The 21970-nt window shown below is 67.2% G+C and carries 18 protein-coding genes; 7 read left to right on the forward strand and 11 right to left on the reverse strand.

All coding sequences use genetic code 11. The features are described 5' to 3' along the window. The first annotated feature begins 76 nt into the window (after nt 1-76). Complete coding sequence (locus AC07YZ_RS08060) at nt 77-448, forward strand: DUF2917 domain-containing protein (RefSeq protein ID WP_226493690.1); 372 nt, start codon at nt 77-79, stop codon at nt 446-448. A 3-nt stretch (nt 449-451) separates the two neighbouring features. Here AC07YZ_RS08060 and AC07YZ_RS08065 read toward each other — a convergent pair whose 3' ends face one another. Both AC07YZ_RS08065 and AC07YZ_RS08070 read right to left on the reverse strand, forming a co-directional pair. Next, a complete protein-coding gene (locus AC07YZ_RS08065; RefSeq protein WP_494794373.1) occupies nt 452-1273 on the reverse strand; it encodes an alpha/beta fold hydrolase in 822 nt (273 codons plus the stop codon). Between the two features lie 2 nt (nt 1274-1275). Next, a complete protein-coding gene (locus tag AC07YZ_RS08070) occupies nt 1276-2583 on the reverse strand; it encodes an O-acetylhomoserine aminocarboxypropyltransferase (RefSeq protein ID WP_494794374.1) in 1308 nt (435 codons plus the stop codon). Nucleotides 2584-2741: 158 nt separating this feature from the next. Here AC07YZ_RS08070 and AC07YZ_RS08075 point away from each other — a divergent pair, with 158 nt between their 5' ends. Then, a complete protein-coding gene (locus AC07YZ_RS08075) occupies nt 2742-3209 on the forward strand; it encodes a CBS domain-containing protein (RefSeq protein ID WP_068167015.1) in 468 nt (155 codons plus the stop codon). A gap of 163 nt (nt 3210-3372) precedes the next feature. Here AC07YZ_RS08075 and AC07YZ_RS08080 read toward each other — a convergent pair whose 3' ends face one another. After that, entirely contained in the window at nt 3373-4581 is a 1209-nt protein-coding gene (locus AC07YZ_RS08080) for a polyhydroxyalkanoate depolymerase (RefSeq protein ID WP_494794568.1), read from the reverse strand. A 133-nt stretch (nt 4582-4714) separates the two neighbouring features. Here AC07YZ_RS08080 and AC07YZ_RS08085 point away from each other — a divergent pair, with 133 nt between their 5' ends. From AC07YZ_RS08085 to AC07YZ_RS08100, 4 genes are all read left to right on the forward strand, one after another. Continuing rightward, the gene (locus AC07YZ_RS08085; RefSeq protein ID WP_226493686.1) at nt 4715-5371 is read left to right on the forward strand and encodes a glutathione S-transferase; all 657 of its coding nucleotides are present in this window, start codon (nt 4715-4717) and stop codon (nt 5369-5371) included. A 271-nt stretch (nt 5372-5642) separates the two neighbouring features. Beyond that, on the forward strand, nt 5643-6743 hold the full coding sequence (aroC, locus tag AC07YZ_RS08090; RefSeq protein WP_494794375.1) for a chorismate synthase: 1101 nt from the start codon (nt 5643-5645) through the stop codon (nt 6741-6743). A 54-nt stretch (nt 6744-6797) separates the two neighbouring features. Beyond that, a complete protein-coding gene (locus AC07YZ_RS08095) occupies nt 6798-7967 on the forward strand; it encodes an MFS transporter (protein WP_226493684.1) in 1170 nt (389 codons plus the stop codon). A 36-nt stretch (nt 7968-8003) separates the two neighbouring features. After that, the gene (locus tag AC07YZ_RS08100; protein ID WP_494794376.1) at nt 8004-9389 is read left to right on the forward strand and encodes a tetratricopeptide repeat protein; all 1386 of its coding nucleotides are present in this window, start codon (nt 8004-8006) and stop codon (nt 9387-9389) included. A 153-nt stretch (nt 9390-9542) separates the two neighbouring features. On the opposite strand, the gene AC07YZ_RS08105 is transcribed toward AC07YZ_RS08100, so the two are convergent. Next, a complete protein-coding gene (locus AC07YZ_RS08105; RefSeq protein ID WP_494794377.1) occupies nt 9543-11054 on the reverse strand; it encodes a rhomboid family intramembrane serine protease in 1512 nt (503 codons plus the stop codon). A gap of 133 nt (nt 11055-11187) precedes the next feature. After that, entirely contained in the window at nt 11188-11949 is a 762-nt protein-coding gene (locus AC07YZ_RS08110; RefSeq protein ID WP_494794569.1) for a TetR/AcrR family transcriptional regulator, read from the reverse strand. Here AC07YZ_RS08110 and AC07YZ_RS08115 point away from each other — a divergent pair. Then, nucleotides 11939-12961, forward strand: coding sequence for a saccharopine dehydrogenase NADP-binding domain-containing protein (locus AC07YZ_RS08115; protein ID WP_494794378.1), 1023 nt, complete (start codon nt 11939-11941; stop codon nt 12959-12961). The two genes, AC07YZ_RS08110 and AC07YZ_RS08115, sit on opposite strands and share 11 nt — an antisense overlap. Before the next feature lie 78 nt (nt 12962-13039). Here the strand turns inward: AC07YZ_RS08115 and AC07YZ_RS08120 are convergent, their stop codons facing one another. From AC07YZ_RS08120 to dnaK, 6 genes are all read right to left on the reverse strand, one after another. Continuing rightward, complete coding sequence (locus AC07YZ_RS08120) at nt 13040-14266, reverse strand: NAD(P)/FAD-dependent oxidoreductase (protein WP_494794379.1); 1227 nt, start codon at nt 14264-14266, stop codon at nt 13040-13042. A gap of 47 nt (nt 14267-14313) precedes the next feature. Next, nucleotides 14314-15360: an adenosine deaminase gene (gene add, locus AC07YZ_RS08125; protein WP_494794380.1), complete on the reverse strand. Its 1047-nt coding sequence runs from the start codon at nt 15358-15360 to the stop codon at nt 14314-14316. Nucleotides 15361-15463: 103 nt separating this feature from the next. Then, complete coding sequence (locus AC07YZ_RS08130; RefSeq protein ID WP_494794381.1) at nt 15464-15784, reverse strand: YnfA family protein; 321 nt, start codon at nt 15782-15784, stop codon at nt 15464-15466. Nucleotides 15785-15922: 138 nt separating this feature from the next. After that, a complete protein-coding gene (locus tag AC07YZ_RS08135) occupies nt 15923-18481 on the reverse strand; it encodes a WD40/YVTN/BNR-like repeat-containing protein (protein WP_494794382.1) in 2559 nt (852 codons plus the stop codon). Nucleotides 18482-18719: 238 nt separating this feature from the next. Then, nucleotides 18720-19850, reverse strand: coding sequence for a molecular chaperone DnaJ (gene dnaJ, locus AC07YZ_RS08140; protein ID WP_494794383.1), 1131 nt, complete (start codon nt 19848-19850; stop codon nt 18720-18722). Nucleotides 19851-19933: 83 nt separating this feature from the next. After that, a complete protein-coding gene (gene dnaK, locus AC07YZ_RS08145; protein ID WP_494794384.1) occupies nt 19934-21871 on the reverse strand; it encodes a molecular chaperone DnaK in 1938 nt (645 codons plus the stop codon). Between the last annotated feature and the right edge of the window lie 99 nt (nt 21872-21970).

Genomic DNA, 21970 nt, shown 5'->3' on the forward strand with positions numbered 1-21970 from the left:
CAAATTGGCCATCTGTGTGCCTGTTGCGAACGGGCGCAAACCGGGACAGTAGAGCCTCATTCACAGGAGGCACGCCATGCACCCCACCGCCCAGACCACCCGCTTGTTGCCGCGCCAGACGCGCATGATCGACGCCAGCGCCGGCATGCGCCTGAGGGTGGTCAGCGGCCACTTCTGGCTGACCCAGCCCAACGCCGCGCAAGACCTGTTTCTCGGCCCCGGCGCCAGCATCGACCTGCTGCAGGACTGGATACTGATCGGCGCCGACGCGGGGCCCCGCCCGTCCGAGGACGCGCCGGCCTGCTACAGCGAGTACCTGCTGACGCCGCTGGTGGAGCCGGTGCCACGCCATGGCTGGAGCGCGGCCGCCTGGCGCACTTTGCGCCGATGGGCCCGCCAGGCCGCAGCGGCGACCCGCAGCGCTTGGCCGAGCGCCTTCGCCAAATGAGCCTCAGCGGCTTCGGAGGAAATCGCGGATGGCGAACAGCGTGGCGTCGGGCGTTTCCGTCATCTGGTGGTGGCCGACCGGCAGGCTCTCCACCCGCACGGTCTTGCCCGCCGCCTGCGCAGCCTTGATGAGCCCCTGCGCGGCTTTGGGTTGCGTCATCTGGTCCTGGGCACCGAGCAGGAACAGCACCGGGCAGGCTAGGGCGGCGACGGCCGCTTCGCCGCCCGCGTACCGGTCGCAGGCCACGAAACCGCGGTGGAACACGTTCACCGCCGGGTTGCTGGCCAGCACGCGCCGGCCCAGCGCCATGCTCGCGCCGTAGACCCAGGTGCCGGGGCCGAGTGCCGAGGGCGGGGCGGCCAGGGTGCTGCGCGAGAACACGTTGACCATCTTGAGCGCCTTCTCAGGCTCGTTGAGCGAGGCTTCGATCAGCGCAGGCGACACTTTCATGGGGTAGGCCGTGCCCACCAGCACCAGGTGGCTCGCGCGGTCTTTCAGACGCGCTGCGGCCTCCAGGGCGATCAGCGAGCCCCAGCTGTGGCCGACCAGCGCCGCTGATGGCACACCCGCTGCGTCGAGCAAGGCGGCGATGAAGTCCGCGGCTTCTTCGACCGAAGACGGCGCTTCGCCAGCACTCTTGCAGTGGCCCGGCAGGTCCACGGCCAGCACGTTGAATCCGTGGTTCGCGAGGTAGCGGCTTTGCAGGATCCAGACGCTGTGGTCGTTGAGCACGCCGTGGATGAAGACCACGGTGGGTTTGGCGGCATCGAAGGCTTTGCCACCGGTGTAGCAGTAGGTCTGGGCGCCGTTGACGGTGAGGTACATGGTCAGCCCCCCGTCTTTTCTGCGACCTTGAGCGCGCGCTTCAGATCGTCGATCAGGTCGTCCGGGTCTTCCAGCCCGATCGACAGGCGGATCGTGCCGGGGCCGATGCCGGCGCCGGCCAACGCCTCGTCGCTCATGCGGAAGTGCGTGGTGCTGGCCGGGTGGATCACCAGCGAGCGGCAGTCGCCCACGTTGGCCAGGTGGCTGAAGAGCTTGAGCGCTTCGATGAAGGCCTTGCCCTGTTCGCGCGAGCCCTGGATGTCGAAACTGAACACCGAGCCCGCGCCTTTCGCGCCGTGTTTCAGCAGCTTCTGGGCCAGCGCGTGGCTGGGGTGCGATTCGAGCAGCGGGTGGCCCACACGGCCGACCAGCGGGTGGCTGGCGAGAAACTGCACCACCTTCTCGGTGTTGCCCATGTGGCGCTCCATGCGCAGCGGCAGCGTTTCGATGCCCTGCAGGATCAGCCAGGCGCTGTGCGGGCTCAGGCAGGCGCCGAAGTCGCGCAGGCCTTCGCGGCGCGCGCGCAGCAGGAAGGCGCCCACGGTGCTTTCTTCGCTGAAGGTCATGCCGTGGAAGCCGTCGTAGGGCTCGGTGAGCTCGGGAAACTTCCCCGAGGCCTCCCAGTCGAAGCTGCCGCCATCGACCACCACACCGCCGATCACGGTGCCGTGGCCGCTGAGGAACTTGGTGGCCGAGTGGTAGACCAGATCGGCGCCGTGCTCGAAGGGTTTGATGAGGTAGGGCGTGGTCAGCGTGCTGTCCACCAGCAGCGGCACCCTGGCTTCGTGCGCGATCTGCGCCACGCTGGGAATGTCCAGCACGTCCAGGCCCGGGTTGCCCACCGTCTCACCGAACAGCAGCCGGGTGTTGGGCCGCACGGCGGCGCGCCAGCCGTCGATGTCGCCCGGTTTCACGAAGGTGGTTTCGATGCCGAAGCGGCGCAGCGTGTAGTGCAGCAGGTTCTGGCTGCCGCCATAGAGCGCCGTACTGGCGACGATGTGCGAGCCCGCACCCATGAGTGTGGCGATGGACAGGTGCAACGCGGCCTGGCCGCTGGCCACCGAGATGGCGCCGATGCCGCCTTCGAGCGCGGCCATGCGCTGCTCGAACACCGCATTGGTCGGGTTGCTGATGCGGCTGTAGACGTGGCCCGCGCGCTCCAGGTTGAACAGCGAGGCCGCGTGGTCGCTGGACTCGAAGACGAAGGAGGTGGTGAGGTGGATCGGCACGGCGCGCGCGCCGGTCGCGTCGGGCGTGGCGCCGGCGTGCAGCGCCAGCGTGTCAAAGCCGGGGTCGGAATAGCCGGACATGAAGTTGTCTCCGTCAAAGGGTGGTTGCCCCGGGGCTTGGGGGACTCCCGGGGCAGGGCCCGCGTGGTGTTCACAGCGTGGGGATTTTGCGCATTGTGGGCTATATTCCCATGCATGCCAGCCCGACTGGCGACACCGGAAACCCGAGGAGAACAGCCATGAAAGTCAGTGACATCCTGCGCGTCAAGGGCGGAACGCTTTACACCTGCCAGCCCGACGAGCCTCTGGTCAAGGCGATCGAGATCATGGCGGAGTTCGACATCGGCTCGCTGGCCGTCATGGAGCACGGTGAACTGGTGGGCATGCTCACCTTCCGCGAGGTCATCCACACCCTGGCGAAAAACGGCGGCTCGGTCGGCACCCGGCAGGTGCGTGGTGTCATGGACGACCACCCCATGAGCTGCACGCCCGAAACGGAACTCGACCAGGTGCGCCCCATGATGCTGGAGCGCCACACCCGCTACATGCCGGTCATGGACAACCGCATGCTGATGGGCGTGATCAGCTTCTACGATGTGGCCAAGGCCGTGGTGGACAGCCAGAACTTCGAGAACAAGATGCTCAAGGCCTACATCCGCGACTGGCCGGAAGAAGAAACCGGCAAGAACGAACCGAACTTTCCTTGAGCACAAACCCTTTCAATGCAAAACGCCCCGAGTCCGGGGCGTTTTGCATTGAAACGGCGTTTGAGCGAGGTGCCCTCAACCCAGAAACACCGCGGAACCGGCTTTGCCGAGCCGCAGGTGTTGCCCCCAGCAGGGGGTGACGCGCGCAGCGCGGCGCGGGGGGTTACATCGTGCGATGGATCATGTCCCGCACCAGCGGGTAGATCTGCTGGTTCCAGCGCCGGCCGCTGAACACGCCGTAGTGGCCCACACCGGTCTGCACGTGGTGGGTCTTGAGGTAGGGGCGCACGCTGCTGCACAGGTCCTGCGCCGCCACGGTCTGGCCCACGGCGCAGATGTCGTCGCGCTCGCCTTCGACCGTCATGAGCGCGGTGCGGCGGATGGCGGCCGGGTTGACCGTGCGGCCCTTCCAGGTGAGAACGCCGCGTGGCAGGTCGTAGGTCTGGAACACCTTGGCCACCGTCTCCAGGTAGAACTCGGCCGGCAGGTCGTTCACCGCGAGGTACTCCTCGTAAAAGTCCTGGATCACGCCGGCCTCTTCGGTGCGGCCGGCGAGCAGGTGGTCGTAGATGTGGCGGAACGACTGTCTGTGGCGGTCCGGGTTCATGGCCATGAAGGCCGAGAGCTGCACGAAGCCGGGGTAGACGCGGCGCATGAAGCCGGCGTGCGGCAGCGGCACGTGGCTGATCAGGTTCTTCTCGAACCATTCGATGGGTTGGCTGGTGGCCAGGCGGTTGACCTCGGTGGGGTTGACGCGGCAGTCCACCGGACCGGCCATCAGCGTGAGGCTGCGGGGCTGGGCCGGGTGGTCGTCTTCCGCCATCAGCGCGGTGGCGGCCAGCGCGGCCACGCAGGGCTGGCACACCGCCACCATGTGGCTGCCGGGGCCGATGGTCTCGGTGAAGCGCATGAGGTAGCTGACGTAGTCGTCGAGCGAAAAACCGCCATGGCGCAAGGACACGTCGCGCGCGTTGTGCCAGTCGGTGATGTAGACGTCGTGGTCCTGCAGCAGGGTGCGCGCGGTCTCGCGCAGCAAGGTGGCGAAATGGCCCGAGAGCGGCGCCACCAGCAACACCGGCGGCTGGGCCTCGGCGCCTTCCTTGCGAAAGTGCAGCAGGGTGCCAAAGGGCAGGGTGAGCACCGCCTCTTCGTGCACCGGGTGCATGCGCTCGCCGGCCTGCACCTGCTGGATGTTGTAGGGCGGGCGCGAGTGGGTCAGGCGCAGGCGCGAGAGCACGTCGCAGGCCGCGGCCATCTTGCGCACCAGGGTGCCCTCGGTCTGGCGCAGCCACAGCGTGGCGCTCAGGTGCTGGGCCAGCAGACGCAGCGGCGAAATCAGGTCGGACTGGAGTTGGTAAGCCTGATACATCATGGGTTTTTCCTGGGCATCGTGAGCGGGTGCAGGCAAGTAGCGGGCCAGCGGCCAGTGCACCGGGCCGGTGCACGTGGCGGCGGTGGGTGTGGCACAGCCCTTGCTCGGGATGGGGCACCAGAGGAGGGTTCCCATGGCCAAAGCGGTACTCACGATCAGCAGCAAGAACTACGGTGCCTGGGCCTTGCGCGGCTGGCTCATGGCCCGCTTCGCGAAGCTGGACTTCACCGAACACGTGATCCCGCCCGACGACCCGGCCATGAGGGCCGAGATCCTGCTGCTCTCGGCCTCGATGCGCGTGCCGGCGCTGGAGCACGACGGCGTGCACGTCTGGGACACGCTGGCCATTGGCGAATACCTGAATGAAATCAAGCCCAAGGCCGGGCTGCTGCCGGCCGATCGCGCGGCGCGCGCACATTGCCGCGCGATCTGTGGCGAGATGCATTCGGGTTTTTCCGCCCTGCGCTCGTCGCTGCCGATGAACATCAAGGCGCATTTCCCGAACCACAAGCTCTGGTCACGCGCCCGCACCGACGTCGACCGCATCGAAGCGATCTGGACCGAGTGCCTGCAGACCTACGGTGGGCCCTACCTGTTCGGTGCAAGGCCCTGCATCGCCGACGCGATGTTCGCGCCGGTGGTCACGCGCTTCATCACCTATGCCGTGGCGCTCGATGAGGCCTGTGTGGGCTACTGCGACACCATCATGGCGCTGCCGGCGATGAAGGAATGGGTGGCGGCGGCGGAGGCCGAACCGGACGACATTGATGAGCTGGAAGCGGAGTTTTAGTGGGGGCTTGCCGGCTCCCTGGTGCTCGTTGTTTTCTCTCGCCACCGCCTTTTGCCTTTTGTGTGCCTGTATGTTGGCAGGCCTTCGACCACCGGGTGAGGAGCGCAGCGAAGTCAAGGAGGAGGGGCGGCGCAGCCGACCGGGGGACATTCGAGGAGCCTCTCACCCGGTGGCCGAAGGCCACACAAACCCGGTGGCCTGAATTCTGGCGCAGGCGCGCACCAGACGGGTCCACGCCTGCACCATCGGTGCCTCTGGGATAATCCGGTGCATGAGCGGCAACACCTTCGGCACCCTGTTTTGCGTCACCAACTTTGGTGAATCCCACGGCCCGGCCATTGGCTGCGTGATCGACGGTTGCCCGCCGGGCATGGCACTGAGCGAGGCCGACATCCAGGGCGACCTGGACCGCCGCCGCCCCGGCACCAGCAAGTTCGTCACCCAGCGCAACGAGCCCGATGCGGTCGAAATCCTCAGCGGCGTGTATGAGGGCAAGACCACCGGCACGCCCATCGCCCTGCTGATCCGCAACACCGACCAGCGCAGCAAGGACTACGGCAACATCCTGCAGACCTTCCGCCCCGGCCATGCCGACTACGCTTACTGGCAGAAGTACGGCATCCGCGACCCGCGCGGTGGCGGCCGCAGCTCGGCGCGCCTCACGGCGCCCACCGTGGCCGCGGGCGCGGTGGCCAGGAAATGGCTCAAGGAGCGCTACGGCGTCACGTTCAAGGCCTGCATGACGCAGATCGGCGACGTGGTGATCCCGTTCGAGAGCTGGGACCATGTGCCCCACAACCCGTTCTTCGCGCCGGTGGCCGACGTGTCGGCGCTGGAGGACTACATGAACGCGCTGCGCAAGAGCGGCGACTCCTGCGGCGCGCGTCTGCGTGTGACGGCGCAGGGCATGCCGGTGGGCCTGGGCCAGCCGCTGTACGACAAGCTCGACGCCGACATCGCCTACGCGATGATGGGTCTGAACGCCGTCAAGGGCGTGGAGATTGGCGCCGGTTTCGCCAGCGTGACCCAGCGCGGCAGCACCCATGGCGACGCGCTCACGCCCGAGGGCTTCGTGGGGAACAATGCCGGCGGCACGCTCGGCGGCATCAGCACCGGGCAGGACCTGGAGGTGTCGATCGCCATCAAGCCCACCAGCTCGATCCTGATCCCGCGCGACAGCATCGACGTGGCCGGCGCGCCCACGGAGGTCATCACCAAGGGCCGGCACGACCCCTGCGTCGGCATCCGCGCCGCGCCCATCATCGAGGCGCTGCTGGCGCTGGTGGTGATGGACCACGCGCTGCGGCACCGTGCCCAGTGTGGCGACGTGAAGGTTGAGACACCGGACATCGCCGCGGCTGGCCGGGGCTGATTCAGACCGTCGTTGCGTGCGCCAACCCCACCCGTTCGTGCCATGCGCTGATTCATGAGCGCTCGCAAACAGCTGTTCCCCTTTGCCGCGCTCTCGGCCAGCTATTTTGCGCACATCGGCTTTTTCAACCCCTACCTGCCGCTGTGGCTCAAGGAGCTGGGCTTCAGCCTGATCGCCATCAGCGTGCTCACTTCCGTGCAGTCTGCCACGCGGCTGTTCGCCCCCTACGCCTGGGGCGCGCTGAGCGACCACACGGGCGAGCGCGTGAAGCTGCTGCGCTACGGCGCCACCGTGGCGTTGCTGCTGTCCATCGGTTTGTGGTTCCCGCTCGGCGGCGTGGCCCTGTTCGTGGTGCTGCTGCTCATGTTCACCCACACCAGCGCCATGATGCCCATGAGCGAAGCGGCGCTGGCGCATCTGGTAAGCCAGGGCGGGGCGTTTGATGCGAAGCGCTACGGCCGCGTGCGGCTCTGGGGCTCGCTGGGGTTCCTGATCACCGTGATGGTGACGGGCTGGTGGTTCGAGCGCTTTGGCATGGGCCACTTCCCGGCCTGGACGCTGGCGACCCTGGCCGCCGTGGTGGTGAGCGTGTGGCTGCTGCCCGATTTCAAGGAAGCCACGCACCACGACGACGCGCACCCCGACATCTGGCCGCTGCTGCGCCAGCCGGCGGTGCGCTGGTTTTTCGCGGCCGTGTTCTTTCACGTGCTCGCGCACATCTTCATCTACGTCTTTCTCTCGCTCTACCTCGACTCGCTGGGCTACAGCAAGACGTTGATCGGCCTCTTGTGGGCCGTTTCGGTGCTGATCGAGATCGGCTGGTTCGTCGCCCAGGGGCGTTGGCTGCCGCTGCTCTCGCTGACCGGCTGGCTGGTGCTCGCGTCCGCGCTGATGGTGCTGCGCATGGGCCTGACCGCAGGCTTGCCGCTGGTGTGGCCGCTGCTGCTGGCCGCGCAGGCGCTGCATTCCATCACCTTCGCCGCGCACCACACGGTCTGCATCGCGCTGCTCTCGCACCACTTTCCCGGCCGGCTGCGTGGGCGCGGGCAGGCGCTCTACACCGTGATCGGCTACGGCCTGCCGGGGTTGCTGGGCGGTCTGGGGGGCGGGGTGCTGAGTTCGGCGTACGGCTTGTCCAGCGTGTTCTGGCTCGCGAGCGCGTTGGCGGCGGTCGCCACGCTGTGCGCCGTGCGGTTGCGGCGGCTGGACCACCGGCCGGGGTAGGTGGCCCGACCGCAGGCACAATGGAATTGTTACCTGATGTTTCTGCTGTCACACACCACCATGCGTTCCAACAACCAGCCCATTGCCCCGTCCACCAGCGCCCGCGCTCCAAAGTCCCCGCCGAAGATCCCGCCGTTCTGGCACCGGCTCAACGCATTTTTCCTGTTCCCGTTCCAGCCCCGGCCGCTCATGTACGCGGTGTTCCTGTCGCTGTGTTCCTTCGCGGTGACCATGTCCCCGCTGATCGGGTTTTTCGCCGTCGTGGGCATTCTGCTGGCCACGGCGCGCTACAGCTTCAAGGTGGCGGCCATGGCGTCGATGGGCTTGCTGCGCAGTTCGGACTACGACAGCGCGCAGAGCGATCCCGCCTGGACCAACCTGCCCTGGAAGTTCCTGGGCGTGTTGATGGTTCACGGGCTGCTCATCTCGATCCTGGCCTCGGCCAGCGAAGGCCTGGGCTCGATCGGCAACGTGATCTCGTCCCTGCTCATGCCGGCCACGCTGATGGTGCTGATCCAGACCTGCAGCTTTCGCAGCGCGATCAACCCCTCGGAGCTGATCCGTGCCATGGCGGCGGTGGGCATGCCCTACCTGCTGCTGTGCGTGTTCATGCTGCTGCTGAGCATGGGCATGCCGGTGGCCTGGGGGCTGTTGCTGCCGCTCGCGCCCAAGGGGCTGATTGCGCCGCTGATCGCCTTTGTGGCGGTGTATTTCGCCTGGGTCAGTGCCAGCATGGTGGGCTACGTCATGTACCAGAACCACGACAACCTGGACATCGATCTGGTGCAGGACCCCGAGAGCGGGGACTCCGCGGGCGCGCGCCGGGCGGGTGCCTCCGGAGACGCGTTGGCCCGTGAACGCGATGCGGAAGTGGCCGGGCAGATCCGCGCCGGTCAGATCGCGGAGGCCTATGACATGGCCTACGACTGGCAGCGCGCCAACCCGGACAGCCTGGCGGACCAGCGCCGCTACCACCGTGTGCTGCTGCTGACCGACAAGAAGGACACGCTGGGGTGGTTCACGCAGAAGTTCATCCAGAACCTGCTCAAGGAAAAAAAGGGCCAGGAGGCCTTGCAGGTGCATGCGGCGACCTTGGCCAAGTCCCCCGACCTGGTGCTGGAGTCGGCCGATCTCACGCTGGAGCTGGCGCAACTGGCCTGGAAGGGCCTGGACGACAAACAGGCTTTCTCGCTGCTCAAGAGCTACGACAAGCGCTACCCCCGCCACCCCACCATACCGCAGGCCTACGAGCTGATCGCCCGCATCCTGCACCAGGGCCAGGGCCGCACCGAGCAGGCGCTGGCGGTGTACCGCGCGCTGCGAAAGAGCCACCCGCAACACGCCAGCACGCAGGAAGTGGCCTGGCTGCTGCGGGATCACACGGGGGAAGCGGCGCCGGCTGCGCCCCTGCGCTCGGCCTGAAAGCGCTGAGGCCTTCAGTCCAGCTGCTCCCCCGCGCAGCGCTCGACCCAAGACGCATGAAACGGTCCAATCCAGAGGCACCGCCGGGCCGGCTTTGCCGGACGGCCAGTGCCGCCCCCTTGAGGGGGTGACGCGAAGCGGCGCGGGGGTGTTTCATTTCTGTTTCTGTGCCAGCAACTGCGTGACCGGCGCCGCCGGTGCGTGGGCTTGAAGGGCCGGCAGCCAGCCCATGGCCGCTTCCCACTGGTTGCTCTGGGTCAGGCCGTTGACCAGCAAGGTGAGCGTGTCGGGCCACTTGGGGTGGACCGAGGTGCTCCGGTGCAGCAGCCCGGCCAGCCGCTGTGCGTCGTCCCAGGCGTGCAGCTTGACGAAGACCGGGACCAGATGCACCAGCGTGTTGGCACTCAGGCGCGGGCCGGGTTTTGCCAGCTTCAGGTAGGTGTGGAAGTGGGCGTGCGTGCGCTTGCGCGCGGCGTGGTCGGTGTCGGGCAAGGTCAGCAGCAGCTTGGCCGCGGCGTGGAACCCTTCGCTGTCGGGGAAATGCTGCGCCACCTCGAACCACGGCTCCAGCACCTGGGGATCGCGTGGCCGCAGCCGGGCGGCGCGGTGCCAGGCCTGGTTGGCGGCCGCATAGTCCAGTTCGTCGGTCAGACGCTGGGCGCGCTGGATGCTGGCCTGGACCTGGGCCTCGTCGTCGGACAGGGGAGCGGCCGCGGCGGGCATCAGGTTGGCGGGGGCATCGAGTGTCTTCACCGCCATCAGCGCCCCCATCAACAGGGCCCCGCTCAGCAAGCCGCCAAAGTGGGCCATGTAGTCCACACCCTGGCCGCCCAGCCATTGCTGCAGCAGCTCATGGGCCATGTACACCGGCAGCATCACCAGCGCGGGCCACCGGGCGTAGTTGAAATAGAAGAACAGCAGGTAGAAGAACTGGATGCGCCGCAGCTTGTACATCACCACGTACATGGCCATCAGCCCCGCGATCGCTCCCGAGGCGCCCAGCCCATAGCCGGGCGTGCCCGCATGCGACCACAGCGAGACCGCTGAAGCCCCCAGTCCGCAGAGCAGGTAGAGCAGCAGGTACATCCAGGGGCCCAGGGCCATTTCCAGGGTGAAACCGAAGAGAAAGAGAAACACCATGTTGCCCAGCAGGTGGTCCACGCTGCCGTGCAGGAAGGTGGCGGTCAGCAAGGTCTCCGGCCGGTCCGTGAAGCCCCGGTCAAAGTACTGGGCCCAGCGCAGGGTGAAGGGCCGGGGCTCCGACGGCGTCATCCGCGCCCGCAGCCGTTGCCACTCGGCATGTTGCGGGTCGCTCTCCCGGATCACCTGGCCCGCCAGCAAGGCCTCGCGAAAGCCGGGCTCCTGCCACATGTCCTGGTACAGCAGGGCATGTTCCCGGTTTTTCCACATCGCCTGGGTCATCGCCAGATGGGTTTTTTCGTCGGGCGACTGCCCGGCCTTGCCCTCCAGGTGGCGGAGGTAGTGCGGCATCTCCAGCTCGGCCAGGCCGCTGCGGGCGTACCGCTCGGCATTGCGCTCCACCGCCCGTTCTTCCGGCGCCTGCCAGCCCCAGTACACCAGCATGTTGATGACGATGATGAGCACCGTCATCCAGGGCGGCGCGTGCCAGGTGGGCTTGTTGGCAAGGGGGATGGCAAAGAACATGGGGCCACATTGTGCCGGCGCCGTGGTCCCTGCCCGAGCACCCCGCCATCGACGAACCGGTCGGCGTTGCCCATTGACGCCGGTGTGTCGAGCGCGAACGCCCGCATCTGCCGCAGGCGGTCTGCCCTGGGCGCTACGAAGGGCGCGGCTGGCCGGCCCGCGCAGCGTTCAGCAGGGCCTTCAGTGCCGCCCGCAGCACGCCGGTGGCTTCGTCGGGGCTGAGCAGGCCCGAACTGACAAAGGCCCCATTCACCAACACGGCGAGCTGCGCGGCGAGTTCATCGGGCCGGGGGACGTTCAACCGCCACGCGATGTCCAGCAGATGGCCCCGCAGCGCCTGCATGTGTCGCCGCGACACCTGGCGGGCCGGGTGGTCCTGCTCGGCGAACTCGGCGGCCACGTTGATCTGGGGGCAGCCGCGGTAGTTCGAGCGGGCGAGGCGTTCGCCGATCCAGCCCATGTGCGCGTCCAGTTCACCGGCGGGATCGTCGGGGAACCGCCGGGCCACGCCGTCCCACTGCGCCCAGAACTCGAGATCCTCCCGCTCCAGGAAGGCGACGATGAGGTCGTCCTTGGTGGGGAAATAACGGTACAGGCTGGTCTTGGCCACCGCCGCCTCCAGCACGACCAGATCGACACCGACCGCGCGCACGCCGCGCTCGTAGAACAGCCGGGATGCCGTGTCGAGGATGCGGTCACGGACCTCGGGTGCTGGCTCGGCCGTCGCGGAGCGTCTCGACGCCGGGCCGGAGCGGCCCGTGGGGGAAGGGTTTGGCGGTGAAGTGGGGGTGGTCGGCGTGGACATGCTTGACATGATACAGACCTGTCCGTAGTATTTGATGTACAGACAGGTCTGTATCGTTTGTTTTTTCAAAGGACTCCACATGAATTCCATCAGCAAGTGCGTCGCCGTGGTTGGCGCCACGGGTCACACCGGTCAATTTGTCGTCCATGAAGCGCTCCGTCGCGGGCTGTCGGTGGTGGCCGTCGGGCGCAGCGCCGCCCGGCTCGACGAGACGATTCCTGAGGCAGTTCCCCGGCGCGTTGCCGAGCTCGACGATCCGGTCCGCTTGGAACAGGCTTTCGCCGGATGCGCGGTGGTCATCAACTGCGCGGGGCCGTTTCTCGACACCGCGGCGCCCGTGGCGCGGGCGGCGCTGCGGGCCGGCTGCCACTACATCGACGTGACGGCGGAGCAGCCCAGCGCACAGGCCAGCTTCGCCGAGCTCGATGCGCCGGCGCGTGCGGCCGACCGGGTCGTGATCCCGGCGGCGGCCTTCTATGGGGGCCTGGCCGATCTGCTGGCCAGCGCACTGGCGGGCGACGGCGAGATTGACGAGATCACGGTGGCCATCGCGCTGGACCGCTGGTGGCCCACCGCCGGCACGCGCAAGACCGGCGAGCGCAACACCGTGCCGCGCTTGGTCGTGAAAAACGGGCGCTTGGCGCCGTTCGTGCCCTCGGCCGAGGTGCCCGACTGGGTGTTTTCCGCACCGCTGGGCCAGCAGGCCATGGTCGAGATTCCGTTCAGCGAAGTCATCACCCTGGCCCATCACCTGAAGGTCGGCGAAATCCGCTCGCTGCTCAACCGTTCGGCGCTGGCGGACATCCGCGACGCTTCGACGCCGCAGCCCACGGCGGCGGACGACAGCGGGCGCTCTGCGCAGCGCTTCGAGCTGGTGGTGCGCCTCGTCCAGGGTGGCCTCGCCCGGACGGCCGGCGTGCGAGGGCAGGACATCTATGCCGTGACGGCGCCCATCGTGGTCGACGCCGCCCTGCGTCTGCTGGCGCCCTCGTACCGGCGCAGCGGGGCGCTCTCGCTGGCGCAGGCGGTCGATCCGGTCGAGCTGCTGCGCGCATTGCACGGCCCGGCGCTGGACCTCTTCGGGGACGCGCTGCCCGGATAAGCCGCAAACCGCCCCTGCCCGCGCGGCAGGCCAGCGCCGCGCCACCACCTCGGCCGGGCACGGGCGTGCCGGAACCTGTCAGCCGGCGGCCTGGGGCGCGCCTGCCGCCAGCCGGGCCGGCGAGAGCATCTGCGCCGTGAGCCCGCAGTTCGCGATGTGCGCGGGCAGCGGCTCGCCCCGCGCCAGCGCCGCGCAGGCTTCCCCCATGGCCGCGCTGGTCTGGATGCCGTAGCCCCCCTGTGCCGCGCACCAGAAAAAGCCCGGCGCAGATGCCGAGGCCCCCACGTTCTGCCGCTGCGCCCCGAGGGGGTGCGCTCCCGGCTTGGGGCGGCCCGGCGCCGTCGCGTCGAAACCGCCCACCAGGTCGCCGTCGGCCACGAAGGATCGCAGGCCGGCCCAGGTGTGGGTGGGGCGGGGCGTGAGCGTGGTCCAGGTTTCGATGGCGTGCATGCCCAGCGCGATGTCCAGCTCTTCGGGTTGCACGTCCTGCGGGGTGGTGGGGTCGGCGTTGACGGGCGAGGCGAGCAGGGCGCCGGCGTCGGGCTTCATGTAGAAGCTCTCGTCGGCCGCCATCGTGAGCGGCCAGCGGCTGCTGTCCACGCCGGCGGGCGCGGCAAAGGTGAAGGCGCTGCGCCGCTTGGGCACCAAGCCGATCGGCGGCACCCCCGCCAGGCCGGCGACCACGTCGCACCACGCGCCCGCGGCGTTGATCAACACCGGCGCGGCGTACGCGCCACCGGCCGCGGCGCGCACCCGCCAGAGATCGCCCACGCGCTCAATGGCCACCACCTCGGCATCGGTCACCAGTTCGCCCCCGGCGTGCTTGTAGCCGCGCAGGTAGCCCTGGTGGATGGCGTCCACGTCCATGTCGTAGCTCTCGGGCTCCAGGATGGCCGCGCTCACCTTCTCCGGTCGCAACACGGGCATGATCGCCAGCGCCTCTTCCGCGCTGAGCCAGCGCCCGGTGCCGCTGGTCTGCTGCAGCACGGCCCAGGCCTCCCGCAGCGCGGGCATCTCTTCGGGCCCGGCCACCGTGAGCAGGCCGCGCGGCGTGAGCAGCGGCGCGCTCGCAAAGCCCTCGGGCGGGTGCTGGAAGAAAGGCTCGCTCGCCCGCGACAGCGCGCGTACCTGGGACGTGCCGTAGGTGGCGATGAACTGCGCGGCCGAGCGGCCGGTGCTGTGGTAACCCGGCTGGCTCTCGCGCTCCAGCATGACGCAGCGGCCGTGCGGCGCGAGAAAGTAGCCGGTGGAAGCGGCGGCGATGCCGGCGCCGATGAGGATGAAATCGTGCGTTGGGGTGCTCATGCCCGGCATGTTACGGCGCGCTGGCTTGGCCTGGTGCTGGCGTGGGTTCACCAGCGGTTCAGGGCCTCGCGCAGTTGGGCTTTGATGTTCGAGTTGGCGAAGCTCGCGTCGATGGAGGTGCGGGCCACGGCGCGCAGCTCGTCGTCGGTCCAGCCGAAGGCGGCCTGGCACAGCGCGTATTCGCCTTCGAGCGTGGTCTCCAGCAGGGCCGGGTCGTCGGTGTTGAGCGAGACGGGCACGCCCGCGCGGCGCAGCCGGTCCACCGGGTGGGCGTCGATGGACGGGTAGACGCCGAGCTTGAGGTTGGACGTGGGGCACACGCCCAGCGGGATCTGGCGCTCGGCCAGCAGGGCCATTAGGGCGGGGTCTTCGATGGCGCGCACACCGTGGTCGATGCGGTCGGCGCCGAGCCATTCGATCGCATCGCGCACCCCTTCGGGCCCGCTGGACTCACCCGCGTGCACGGTGCGCTTCAGGCCGGCCGCGCCCGCGCGGCGGAAGGCCTCGGCAAAGCGCGGGCCGGTGCGCCCGGCCGCGGCCTCGTTGCCGTCGATGGAGAGCGCGACCACGCGCGGGTGTCGCAGCGCGACCAGCGTGTCCACCAGCTCGGCCGCGGCGTCGGCCGATTGCGTGCGCAGCAGGCTTACGCACAGACCCACGGGCGGCAGGCCGTCCTGTTCGGCGGCGCGAAAACCGGCGTCCAGCGCGTCGATCAAGGCGCCCAGGCGGCCGCGCCAGGGCTTCCAGTGGGTGGGGTTGAAGATCAGGTCGGCGTAGCCGGTGCCGCTGGCCGCCAGGCGCTGGCTGAACCCATAGGCCGCCTCGGCCAGTTCCTCCCGCGTGCGCACCAGTCCACAGGCCCAGTCGAGAAAGTGCAGGAAATCGGCGAGGCCGTCGAAATGCAGCAACTGCCCGGGCGGACGGGGCAGAGGCTCGCCGTGGCGCCGGGCCCAGGTTTCGAGCTGCGGCACCGGCAGGCAGCCTTCGAGGTGCACATGGACTTCGGCGCGCGGCAGGGCGCGCAGGCGGTCGGGTGAGGCGGTTGGCGAGGGGGGCGTCATGGGCTGGAGGGCGTGGCCGGGATGAGCCGCCATGATCGCCGTTGCCAGCGGTTTCGCCATACGGTCCGGCGCATAGGGAGTATCGGATCACCCCATCCGGTCGCACCGCTTCGCTGTCGGCCCGGGGCGTTGTGGTTCAGCGCTGCGGCTGCATCACGATGATGGCCATGCCGAGCAACGCCACGCTCGCGCCGGCCAGGTCCCACAGCGTGGGCCGCACCTGGTCCACCGCCCACAGCCACAGCAGGGCCACGCCGATGTAGACCCCGCCATAGGCCGCGTACACCCGTCCGGCGGCGGTGTCGTGCAGGGTCAGCAGCCAGGCGAACAGCGCCAGGCTGAGGGCGCCCGGCAGCAGCAGCCAGATGGACCGGCCCTGCTTGAGCCACAGGTAGGGCAGGTAACAACCGACGATCTCGGCCAGCGCGGTGGCGGCGTAGAGCAGCAGGGCTTTCATGCCGGCATTGTGCAAGCAACCATTTCCCGACCCTTCCTGTTGGAGCACCGGGGAGCCATTTTCGGGCGAAGCCTGTGACGCAGAGGGCTACGCCGGACCGTCCAAAAATTTTTGCGGAATCCTGTAGCGAGCCCCTGGCTAGGTGCCATTGGTGTTGTATTTGATTCCGCGACCCCGGAGATAGACGTAGTTGATTCCGCGACCCCGGAGATAGACACGTCCGAAGACACTGGTGTCAGCCGCGATCCCGTTGACGCCACCATAGCGGTGATGATCGTCGTCGATTCGGAGCCAGGTGGCGCCCATGTCGACGGATTGATAAACGGCGTCGACGCCGTTGATCGTGCCCACGAGATAGACGGTGGCCGAATGGACCGATCCCGGGGCAGGTGCTCCGAGTGCGACCTTGATGGCACCGTGCACATTGGTGAATTCCGCCCCCACCGTCGCCATCGCGCTCAGCTTCGTCCAGGTGAGGCCGGAATCGACCGAGCGCCACAGGTTGTTTGCGTCCGCCAGCCAGACGTCGCCTTCCACGAAGGGGTTGACGGCCAGGCCGGTGACACCGTTTCCGTTCGGTGCCCAGGTCCGTGCATTCGCCGTGAAGGTGTGCCCGCCATCGGTCGATGTGTAGAACCTGGCGCTGTTGGACGGGTACCACCAGTTGCCGCCGTGGTCGTAGGCGTAGACCTTCAGCGGGTTCTTGCGGTCCGCCGCGATGTGATACGCCACGATCGGTGCCGGCAGGTTGGTGGCCGTCCACGAGGCGCCTCGGTTCGTCGTGTAGTACGGCACCTGCCCCCTGATCGCCCAGATGATGTTCCCACCGTCTGCCGTGACGGCGACCTTCGATTCGTCGCCGGTCGCGTTGCCCACCGGAGGCACGGAGGGGAACAGTGTCCAGGTGAGGCCGGCGTTGGTGCTGTACACACCCTTGGACGTGTGGTCGAAGGTGCCCACGCCCACGATGAAGGATGGGTTGTTCCAGGCCATGTCGATGCCGGTGCCATTGCCGCCGCTGCCGCTGAGCTGCGCCGTCGGTGACCGTGTCGGCGATGTGGTCAGCGAGGTGTGCACGTACAGGCCGGTGTCGCCATGCCCGCTGGCCAGCACATAGGGTGCGCCCGGAGGTGGTGCGGTCAGCACCAGGTTGACCATCTCCTCAATACCGTTCACGTCGTACTTCCAGCGCGGGAGTGTCGCCGAGAAGCCTTCGGTCGTCGAGACGACGCCACCACCGAGCACATAGGAGACATGCTCTGGATTGAAGGGGTCGATCTCGAGGTCGTCGGGCCATCCCCAGTAGCCGGTGGCGTCGTGGTAGTTCAGGCTGTCGTCGATGTCGCCGGAGCGCCCAAACTCCGACCACGTGGCGCCGCCGTCGGCCGAACGCATCGCAATCTGCACCCAGCCGTCATCGCCCCAGGTGCCGGAGACGCCGAAGGCGATCTTGGTTGTCGCGCCGCTGCCATGGACCGAGAGGCCGCCGATGCCGCCGAAGTAGCGACCGTCGCCGGACTCGATCAGCTTGGTCCAGTTCGTGCCGTCGAACTTGTACAGGACCGACGGCGCGCTGCTGCCCGGCCCAGGGCTGGAGGCGAATGGCACGTACCACATGCCGTCGGCCGCGCGGGCGAGGTGCGGGATGTGGATGTTGTCGGCACCGAGCGCGGTGACCACGGCTGTGGGGATCGCCACCGGCGACCAGGTGGCGCCGCCGTTCGTTGATTTGTACAGATACGCGGAGAGCCCGGCCAGGTTCTTGTAGTCCGGCGCGATGCCGACGTAGATCGTCTGCGTCGGGTTGCCCGAAGGCGTGAAGCCTGAGGTGGGCACCGAGAGGTCGAAGGCCACGAACTCCACGCCGATCGGGCTACCGCCGTCGTTGTTGTCGATCTCCGTCGTCGACATCACGTGCGACGACAGCGAGCTCACCTGGTTCCAGGTCTGGCCGCTGTTCGTGCTCTTCCAGAGGCCGGCCGTGCGCGAGGCGTAGAAGATGGTGGACGGCACGTTGGGATCGACCATCATGCGCTCGCCGATGGCGCGGCCCCGGTTGTTCGCGCCGACGGGGAAAGGCAGTGTGACATGGCTCCAGGAGTTACCCTGGTTGGACGAGTAGTAGAGGCGCCCGTTGCCCCACTGAACCGCCTGCATCGTCGTCATGTAGACCTTGTTCGGGTCGGTCGGATCGAGAGCCATGCTTTCGGCACCCTGGTGGACTCCCTCGGACCGGTCGAAGTGATCGGTGAGCGCCACCCAGATCGAGTTGGCATGGTCCCATCGGTACACACCCATCACGTCGGTGCGGGCGTAGCGCAGATTGGGCACGGTCGGGTGGTAGATGATGCCGGGCACATAACCACCACCACCCATTTTGACGGTCGTCCAGCGCCTGGCGTATTGCAGCCACTGTGAGCCGTATGCCGGAGGCACGTTGGAGCCGCTCGCCCCAAAGACGGCATTCCTCTGGTTCGTGGTTTCGCTGTCGCCTGCGGTCGTCTCTGTCTTCTCTGAAGCCAGAGACGATTCAGGACCGCTCGGTGGCGTCGAGGTTGTTGTTCCGCCGCCACAGGCGGCGAGTTGCCCGAGGGCGATACCAACGATCGAAAGGCAGAGTGTCTTCCAGGAGCCTCTCCGGGCTGAGGCAGACCCTTGTTTGACGGTGGCACGCGGCAGATGCCGAAGTTGAATCATGAACGACTTCCATCGGATGTATCAATTCAATGATTCTCGCCCATCAATCTGCCCCGAAGGCCACCCGCTGCCCTTCGGCTGCTCTGATTTTTCAGTCGCAATCAGCTGAAAAAGCGCGTCGCCTTCTGGCGAAAAGCGTAGCGCTCGCGGTTCGCGAGCGCTACTGCCCTTCTTTTCTCACGAAAAGAAAGACTTCGCTTTTTAGCGAAAGGCCAAGCCTTCGCTTCGCTCAGCTTTTCTACGAAAAGAAGCTCTTGGCCTTTTCAAACCACCCCTTGTCGTTCGGGCTGTGCTTGTGGCCGCCTTTCCGGAACGACTCGTCCAACTCCTTGAGCAGCTTGCGCTGGTGCTCGGTGAGCTTGACGGGTGTTTCCACGGCCACGTGGCAGTACAGGTCGCCGGGGTAGCTGGCGCGCACGCCTTTGACGCCTTTGCCGCGCAGGCGGAAGGTCTTGCCGCTCTGGGTGCCTTCGGGCAGGTCGATGGTGGCCTTGCCTTGCAGCGTGGGCACGTCGATCTCGCCGCCCAGGGCGGCGATGGTCATGCTCACCGGCACCTGGCAGTGCAGGTCGTCGCCTTCGCGTTCGAAGATGTCGTGCTTGCGCAGGCGGATCTCGATGTAGAGGTCGCCCGAGGGGCCGCCGTTCTGGCCCGGTTCGCCGTTGCCGGTGCTGCGGATGCGCTGGCCGTCGTCGATGCCGGCGGGGATCTTGATCTCCAGCGTCTTCTGCTTCTTGATCTTGCCCTGGCCGTGGCAGGTGGTGCAGGGCTCGGGGATGATCTTGCCGCTGCCGTGGCAGTGCGGGCAGGTCTGCTGCACGCTGAAGAAGCCCTGGCGCATCTGCACCTGGCCCTGGCCGTGGCAGGTGGTGCAGGTCTTGACGCTGGTGCCGGGCTTGGCGCCCGTGCCCTTGCAGGTTTCGCAGTCGTCCCAACTGGGGATGCGGATCTGGCTTTCCTTGCCGGCCGCCGCCTCTTCCAGGCTGATTTCCATGGCGTACGAGAGGTCGGCGCCGCGGTAGACCTGGCGGCCGCTGCGCTGGCCGCGCGCGCCACCGAAGATGTCGCCAAAGATGTCGCCGAACGCGCCTGAGAAGCCGTCGAAACCGTCGGCACCCGGGCCGCCGCGCATGTTCGGGTCCACGCCGGCGTGGCCGTGCTGGTCGTAGGCCGCGCGCTTCTGCGGGTCCGAGAGCATTTCGTAGGCTTCCTTGGCTTCCTTGAAGCGTTCCTCGGCGGCCTTGGCGGCGTCCCCCTGGTTGCGGTCGGGGTGGTGCTTCATCGCGAGCTTGCGATACGCCTTCTTGATCTCTTCGTCCGACGCGTTTTTCGGGACGCCCAGCACTTCGTAAAAATCGCGTTTAGCCATGGTCTGTTGCAGTTCTGTTTGAACACAAACGCCGCGTCAGGTTGCCCGGACGCGGCGGCAGGGTGGAGCCGTCAGGCGGCCGCTCAGCCCTTCTTGACTTCCTTCACCTCGGCGTCAACGATGTCGTCATCGGCCGACGCCTTGTCGGCGCTGGCCTGGCCGGCGCCTTCGCTGGCGCCCGCTGCGGCGGCTTCGGCCTGCGAGGCGGCGTAGACCTTCTCGCCCAGCTTCTGGCTGGCGGTCATGAGGGCTTCGGTCTTGGCCTCGATGTCGGCCTTGTCCTCGCCCTTGGCGGCTTCTTCCACGTTTTTCAGCGCGGCCTCGATGGCTTCTTTTTCAGAGGCTTCGAGCTTGTCACCGTGTTCGCCCAGCGACTTCTTCACGCTGTGCACCATGGCTTCGGCCTGGTTGCGGGCCTGCACCAGTTCGACCTTCTTCTTGTCGTCGGCGGCGTTGAGCTCGGCGTCTTTCACCATCTGCTGGATCTCGGCTTCGGACAGACCCGAGTTCGCCTTGATGGTGATCTTGTTTTCCTTGCCGGTGCCCTTGTCCTTGGCGCCCACGTGCAGGATGCCGTTGGCGTCGATGTCGAAGGTCACTTCGATCTGCGGCATGCCGCGCGGCGAAGCGGGGATGCCTTCGAGGTTGAACTCGCCCAGCAGCTTGTTGCCCGAGGCAATCTCGCGTTCACCCTGGAACACCTTGATGGTCACGGCCGGCTGGTTGTCTTCGGCGGTGGAGAACACCTGGCTGAACTTGGTCGGGATGGTGGTGTTCTTGCCGATCATCTTGGTCATGACGCCACCCATGGTCTCGATGCCCAGGGACAGCGGGGTCACGTCGAGCAGCAGCACGTCCTTGCGGTCACCCGAGAGCACCTGGCCCTGGATGGCGGCACCCACTGCCACGGCTTCGTCGGGGTTCACGTCCTTGCGCGGCTCCTTGCCGAAGAACTCTTTCACCTTTTCCTGCACCTTGGGCATGCGGGTCATGCCGCCGACCAGGATCACGTCGTGGATGTCGTTCACGCTGATGCCGGCGTCCTTGATGGCGGTGCGGCAGGGCGCGATGGTGCGCTCGATCAGCTCTTCCACCAGGGCTTCGAGCTTGGCGCGCGTGAGCTTGAGGTTCAGGTGTTTCGGGCCCGACGCGTCGGCGGTGATGTAGGGCAGGTTCAGGTCGGTCGAGGCCGAGCTGGAGAGCTCGATCTTGGCCTTCTCGGCGGCTTCCTTCAGGCGCTGCAGGGCCAGCACGTCCTTGGACAGGTCAACGCCTTGCTCTTTCTTGAACTCGCCAATGATGTAGTCGATGATGCGCTGGTCGAAGTCTTCGCCGCCCAGGAAGGTGTCGCCGTTGGTGGACAGCACTTCGAACTGCTTCTCGCCATCGACGTCGGCGATCTCGATGATGGACACGTCGAAGGTGCCGCCACCCAGGTCGTACACCGCGATCTTGCGGTCGCCCTTTTCCTGCTTGTCCAGGCCGAAGGCCAGGGCCGCGGCGGTGGGCTCGTTGATGATGCGCTTGACGTCCAGGCCGGCGATGCGGCCAGCGTCCTTGGTGGCTTGGCGCTGGGCGTCGTTGAAGTAGGCCGGCACCGTGATCACGGCCTCGGTCACGGCTTCGCCCAGGTAGTCCTCGGCGGTCTTCTTCATCTTGCGCAGGATGTCGGCGCTGACCTGCTGGGCCGAGATCTGCTTGCCGCGCACTTCCACCCAGGCGTCGCCGTTGTCGGCGGCCACGATGGAGTAGGGCATGAGGTTGATGTCCTTCTGGACTTCTTTCTCGGTGAACTTGCGGCCGATCAGGCGCTTGATCGCGTAGAGCGTGTTCTTGGGGTTGGTCACGGCCTGGCGCTTGGCGCTGGCGCCGACCAGCACCTCACCGTCTTCCTGGTAAGCCACGATCGAGGGCGTGGTGCGTGCACCTTCCGAGTTCTCGATCACCTTGGTGGTGTTGCCTTCCATGATGGACACACACGAGTTGGTGGTGCCCAGGTCGATGCCGATGATTCTTCCCATGTTCTCTGCTCCGGTTCTTGAAAAATGATGGTTGAAAAAGGTGTGAAGACGCTGTGAATGCGATGTGGATGATGTGTGGATAAGTCAGCCCCTTTTCAA

The organism is Hydrogenophaga sp. GW101-3F08 (assembly GCF_059424585.1).

Excerpts from the sequence above, each read along its gene's own strand:
- AC07YZ_RS08060 (WP_226493690.1), top strand. The coding sequence starts at position 77 with ATGCACCCCACCGCCCAGACCACCCGCTTGTTGCCGCGCCAGACGCGC.
- AC07YZ_RS08065 (WP_494794373.1), bottom strand. The coding sequence starts at position 1,273 with ATGTACCTCACCGTCAACGGCGCCCAGACCTACTGCTACACCGGTGGC.
- AC07YZ_RS08070 (WP_494794374.1), bottom strand. The coding sequence starts at position 2,583 with ATGTCCGGCTATTCCGACCCCGGCTTTGACACGCTGGCGCTGCACGCC.
- AC07YZ_RS08075 (WP_068167015.1), top strand. The coding sequence starts at position 2,742 with ATGAAAGTCAGTGACATCCTGCGCGTCAAGGGCGGAACGCTTTACACC.
- AC07YZ_RS08080 (WP_494794568.1), bottom strand. The coding sequence starts at position 4,581 with ATGATGTATCAGGCTTACCAACTCCAGTCCGACCTGATTTCGCCGCTG.
- AC07YZ_RS08085 (WP_226493686.1), top strand. The coding sequence starts at position 4,715 with ATGGCCAAAGCGGTACTCACGATCAGCAGCAAGAACTACGGTGCCTGG.
- aroC (WP_494794375.1), top strand. The coding sequence starts at position 5,643 with ATGAGCGGCAACACCTTCGGCACCCTGTTTTGCGTCACCAACTTTGGT.
- AC07YZ_RS08095 (WP_226493684.1), top strand. The coding sequence starts at position 6,798 with ATGAGCGCTCGCAAACAGCTGTTCCCCTTTGCCGCGCTCTCGGCCAGC.
- AC07YZ_RS08100 (WP_494794376.1), top strand. The coding sequence starts at position 8,004 with ATGTTTCTGCTGTCACACACCACCATGCGTTCCAACAACCAGCCCATT.
- AC07YZ_RS08105 (WP_494794377.1), bottom strand. The coding sequence starts at position 11,054 with ATGTTCTTTGCCATCCCCCTTGCCAACAAGCCCACCTGGCACGCGCCG.
- AC07YZ_RS08115 (WP_494794378.1), top strand. The coding sequence starts at position 11,939 with ATGAATTCCATCAGCAAGTGCGTCGCCGTGGTTGGCGCCACGGGTCAC.
- AC07YZ_RS08110 (WP_494794569.1), bottom strand. The coding sequence starts at position 11,949 with ATGGAATTCATGTGGAGTCCTTTGAAAAAACAAACGATACAGACCTGT.
- AC07YZ_RS08120 (WP_494794379.1), bottom strand. The coding sequence starts at position 14,266 with ATGAGCACCCCAACGCACGATTTCATCCTCATCGGCGCCGGCATCGCC.
- add (WP_494794380.1), bottom strand. The coding sequence starts at position 15,360 with ATGGCGGCTCATCCCGGCCACGCCCTCCAGCCCATGACGCCCCCCTCG.
- AC07YZ_RS08130 (WP_494794381.1), bottom strand. The coding sequence starts at position 15,784 with ATGAAAGCCCTGCTGCTCTACGCCGCCACCGCGCTGGCCGAGATCGTC.
- AC07YZ_RS08135 (WP_494794382.1), bottom strand. The coding sequence starts at position 18,481 with ATGATTCAACTTCGGCATCTGCCGCGTGCCACCGTCAAACAAGGGTCT.
- dnaJ (WP_494794383.1), bottom strand. The coding sequence starts at position 19,850 with ATGGCTAAACGCGATTTTTACGAAGTGCTGGGCGTCCCGAAAAACGCG.
- dnaK (WP_494794384.1), bottom strand. The coding sequence starts at position 21,871 with ATGGGAAGAATCATCGGCATCGACCTGGGCACCACCAACTCGTGTGTG.